Genomic DNA, 4,847 nt, shown 5'->3' on the forward strand with positions numbered 1-4,847 from the left:
GTGATCCAGCAAATCGACGCGTCCCGCCCGCTCGAAGCGTCGCTCTGGGGTTGGCGATGTTTCCAGATTGGCCTGTTCTTACTGCCCTCTTCGGCGCTGCTGGCCAGCTTGTTGTTGTTTCCCTCTCTGCTGATGGGCAGTTGGAGGAGTGAGCGTCCGTTTTGGAGTGATCCCTGGAACGCGCCCTTGTTTTTGGCGTCGTTGTTGATGGTGATTGGATGCTTTAGCTCCTATTCCGGATCTCTCGCCTGGGTGGGCATGGGGAACTGGTTGCCTTTCTTTTGGGCGTTTTGGGGCTTTCAGCCCTACGTCAGCTCGGCTGATGCACGCCGTCGCTCAGCGCTTTGGTTGGTGGCGGGCAGCTTCCCAGTGGTGTTGACGGGTTTGGGACAACTTTGGTGGGGCTGGCAAGGTCCCTGGCAAGTGTTGGGTGGATTGATTATTTGGTTCATGACCCCTGGTGGCGAACCAGAGGGTCGTCTGTCAGGACTGTTTGATTACGCCAATATCGCCGCCGCCTGGTTGGCACTGGTTTGGCCGTTGGCGTTGGCCACTCTGATTCAACCTGGTTTGAGCAAGCTGCGGAGGGGTGTTGTTCTGGCCTTGGTGGTTGCTTTTGTGACGGCCCTTGTGCTCACGGAATCACGGAATGGCTGGGGCGCATTGGTGCTGGCGCTGCCGATTGTGTTGGGTCCTCTTAGCTGGCCTTGGCTCGTTCCGTTGTTGGTTGTTGGTCTTGGCTTGTTGTTTGTGTCTGTTGTTCCTGGGGTGCCTTTGTTGCTTCAGGACCCCGCACGGTCGCTTTTGCCAGAGGGGATCTGGGGCCGGCTCAGTGATAGTCAGCACGCTGGTGAGCGCGTTCTTGCGTCTACGCGCCTGAGTCAGTGGGGTGTGGCGGTTCAGTTGATCGCTGAGAGGCCCTGGCTGGGATGGGGGGCAGCGGCTTTTTCGGTGATTTATCCGCTGAGAACAGGACAATGGCATGGCCATGCTCACAACCTTCCCCTTGAACTGGCCATTGCCCATGGATTGCCAGTGGCGCTGCTGGTTTCGGCGCTGGTGCTGGCCTTGTTGATCGTGGCGCTCCGTCGCGGGCTATCACGATTGTTTGATCGCGCCTGGTGGGCAGCAGTGCTGACCTTGATGGTTCTGCACTGCACCGATTTGCCGTTTTTTGATAGCCGCGTGAATATTGCTGGCTGGATTTTGTTAGCGGGATTGCGCTGTTTGATCAGGCCTGGTCGGGAGCGTTCTCTGGACTCAGCGCTTGGCGTTGATGCTTGAGAAGCGTGTTGCTGGGCAAGGGGCCATCAAGATGACACCAGGGAAGAATGTGGTGATCGCCCCATGTGTGATGGACGACCTCTTCCCAGGCGGGGGGCCGGGGCAACAGCACTCCGGCGGAGCTGGCGGGTGGTAATTCGTCTGCGCGTGCGGCGCGATAGGCCTTTTTCCAACCGCCAAGAGTCTCCTGGGAGCCTCGAACAGCTGCGATGACGGGCGCAAGTCGACGGTCACTGCGTGAGAGCAGGGCCTGGATCACGCTCCAGCCATAGCTCTCAGGTCGGAGTTCCACACCCTTCGGTTTCAGTCGTTTGGCCAGTCGTTTGAGGCGTTTGTCAGCTTCTGGCCTGACCCCTTGCCACTGAAATGGGGTGTGGGCTTTGGGAACGAAGGTGCTCACGCCCAAGGTGAAGCGCAGCCCTGGGGTGCGTTTCTTGAGATCTAGCAGTAGATCAGCGGTTGCCTCGATGTCGTCGTCCTGCTCTGTAGGTAGTCCCACCATCCCGTAGAGCTTGAGGCTTTTGAGTCCACCTTCTTTTGCGTACCGGGCGGCGACGCTGATTTCTTCGCGGCTGAGTTTCTTGTTCACGACGCGTCTCATCCGATCACTTCCACTCTCGATGGCGATCGTCACCGACTTGCTACCGCGGCGACTCAGGGTTCCAGCGAGTTGAGGAGTCACGGTGGCAGCTCGCACGGAGCTGACACTGACGCGTAAGTCATCAAAGCGGTCTTGATCCAGCCACTGCAGTAAGTCGTTGAATTGAGGATGTTGGGTCACGGAGGCACCGAGCAAGCCGAGACGACGGGTTGCCTTCAGTCCTTTCTCGACTGCAGGAATCAGGCCGTCATCAAGAGATGGGGTTCGGAAGGGCAAGGTGAGATAACTCGCTAAGCAGAAGCGACACAGCTCTGGGCAGCTGCGCACCACCTCCACCATGTGGATGTCGGGCCACGCGGCCTCAGGGGTGATCACCGTGGAGTGGCTCAGGCTGTTGCCCCTCCAGGTTTGCTTCGCAATGCGCTCAGGTAGATCTGCCTCCCTGGGTTGTAGCCCGAGAAGGGCACCGTCGGCACTGAATTGCGGAGCATGGAGATCGGGCACGTAAATGCCAGGGATCTGAGCCAAATGATGAAGGCGCTTGTGACGGGGTTCGTTCCGCACTTGAAGCAGGGCATCGATGAAGGCGGGCAGCAGCTCTTCTCCATCCCCGAGAAGGACGACATCAAAAAATGGGGCCAGCGGTTCGGGGTTGGCGGTCAGAACGGGACCACCACCGAACACGATTGGATCCTGATCACCTCGTTCATGGCTCCAGAGGGGAATTCGCTGTTGTTCCAGGAGATCCAACAGAACAGGCCCATCGAGTTCCCAGCTCAGAGATAGGCCGAAGAGATCGCAGCGACGGTGTTGAGGATCCCCCTGATCTGTAAACAGCCTCCTGACATCGAGATCGGAGCGCATGGCCAAGCTGGCCCATACGAGTTGGTAGCCAAGGCTGGTGATGCCCACGGTGTAGGTGCTGGGGAATGCCAGCACCGTCTTCAGTGCACCTGCCTCAGGTGAGGCAGGTTTAAAGAGCAGAGTTTCTTGTTTCAGCGGTGGTGCAACGCGTTGCACCATTTTGATATATCAATTAAACGCATGCGATAAATCTAAGGAAGACCTCTAAATTGCTTTGCTGAAATCTGAATCCTTGTTAAGACAATGGATCAGGTAAAGGTTTCACGACCTCAAGCAAATCATCAATCGTGTTTTGACTATCTTCGAAATTCTCGCTTCTTAATTGCCCGTTAATGTTCCCACTTGTGGCAGATATATTGATGTTGTCAACATTAGCGCGTTCATTTCCGCGATTCATTGTGCCACGGAAGCGAATACGAACTTCTGAGCTGCCTATAAAGCTTGTAAGGTCAATGCTTTCTTGGGTCCAGAGGTTTTCAGTGTCAATATTGCCGCGTAAAGTGCGCTCGTTCTGTGTCCAAGATTCTCCATTGTCATTAGAGATGTCTACAGATACGGATTCATTATTGTCTAAATTACGCTGAATTCGCCAGTCGAAATTCAGTGTTGCTGATGAATAATTACCGCTGAGGTCAATAGCTAAAGAAGTCATGCTTCCATTGTTTACATTTCCATTCACTTCACCGGACCAAGTGCCTTCGGTGGCTCTTCGACTGGATCGTTGCCAACCAGTCAGGGGATCTAAACCCCAATTTCTTCCCCACGTTGCGGAGTCTTCGAAGGTTTCTTCAAAAAGAATGCTTGTTTGAGGAGGAGAGTCGTCATTGGAGATGGTGGCTATAGCAGAAGCGTTAGAGGGGGAGATGGATGCGTTTGTGGGAGAGGTGAGGGTGACCGAGAAAGTTTCGTCTTGCTCGAGGATGCTGTCTCCAGCAATCTCGATGGAGATGATTTGAGTGTCTTCACCGGCGGCAAAGTTGACGACACCAGATGGGAAAGAATTGCCAATAAAATCTTGTAAATCAGTTGGGTTGCTGCCTGAACCTGTAACGGTGTATTCGGCAGAACTTGATCTGGAGGTATCGCCTGTGCGTGTGACAGTGAAGAGGAATGTTGTTGTGTCTCCGGGAGCACCTTCTGGTTGTGCAGACGCGTCCGCACTGATGCTCAGAATTGGAGCTGCACCGTTGATTATATTTTCTGCTGTGACTCTTATGGCATCAACATTGACTCGCTCATTCTGTCCATTCATTGTGCCACGGAAGCGAATACGAACTTCTGAGCTACCTATAAAGCTTGTAAGGTCAATGCTTTCTTGGGTCCAGAGGTTTTCAGTGTCAATATTGCCGCGTAAAGTGCGCTCGTTCTGTGTCCAAGATTCTCCATTGTCATTAGAGATGTCTACAGATACGGATTCATTATTGTCTAAATTACGCTGAATTCGCCAGTCAAAATTTAGTGTTGCTGATGAATAATTACCGCTGAGGTCAATAGCTAAAGAAGTCATGCTTCCATTGTTTACATTTCCATTCAATTCACCGGACGAAGTGCCTTCGGTGGCTCTTCGACTGGATCGTTGCCAACCAGTCAGGGGATCTAAACCCCAATTTCTTCCCCACGTTGCGGAGTCTTCGAAGGTTTCTTCAAAAAGAATGCTTGTTTGAGGAGGAGAGTCGTCATTGGAGATGGTGGCTATAGCAGAAGCGTTAGAGGGGGAGATGGATGCGTTTGTGGGAGAGGTGAGGGTGACCGAGAAAGTTTCGTCTTGCTCGAGGATGCTGTCTCCAGCAATCTCGATGGAGATGATTTGAGTGTCTTCACCGGCGGCAAAGTTGACGACATCAGATTGGAAAGACGTGTCAATAAAATCTTCTGAATCAACTGGGTTGCTGCCTGAACCTGCAACGGTGTATTCGGCAGAGCTTGAGCTGGAGGTATCGCCTGTGCGTGTGACAGTGAAGAGGAATATTGTTGTGTCTCCGGAACCGCCTTCTTGTTGTGCAGAATCGTTCGCACTGATGCTCAGGGTTGGGGGCGGCTGAGTAATAGAGAAAGTGAGTGAATTATTGGTTTCATTACCGTCTTGATTGAAGTTGCC

3 protein-coding genes are annotated in these 4,847 nt (G+C 53.4%); 1 reads left to right on the forward strand and 2 read right to left on the reverse strand.

Annotated elements, in window-relative coordinates:
- Complete coding sequence (locus NCN04_RS07990) at window positions 1–1,284, forward strand: O-antigen ligase family protein (RefSeq protein WP_250395733.1); 1,284 nt, start codon at window positions 1–3, stop codon at window positions 1,282–1,284.
- Here the strand turns inward: NCN04_RS07990 and NCN04_RS07995 are convergent.
- Window positions 1,232–2,908, reverse strand: coding sequence for a B12-binding domain-containing radical SAM protein (locus NCN04_RS07995; protein WP_250395734.1), 1,677 nt, complete (start codon window positions 2,906–2,908; stop codon window positions 1,232–1,234). The genes NCN04_RS07990 and NCN04_RS07995 overlap by 53 nt on opposite strands.
- A gap of 76 nt (window positions 2,909–2,984) precedes the next feature.
- On the reverse strand, window positions 2,985–4,847 hold a 1,863-nt coding region (locus NCN04_RS08000), incomplete at its 5' end, for a Calx-beta domain-containing protein (RefSeq protein ID WP_250395735.1).

The organism is Synechococcus sp. MU1655 (genome assembly GCF_023630655.1).
Classification (GTDB): Bacteria; Cyanobacteriota; Cyanobacteriia; order PCC-6307; family Cyanobiaceae; genus Synechococcus_C.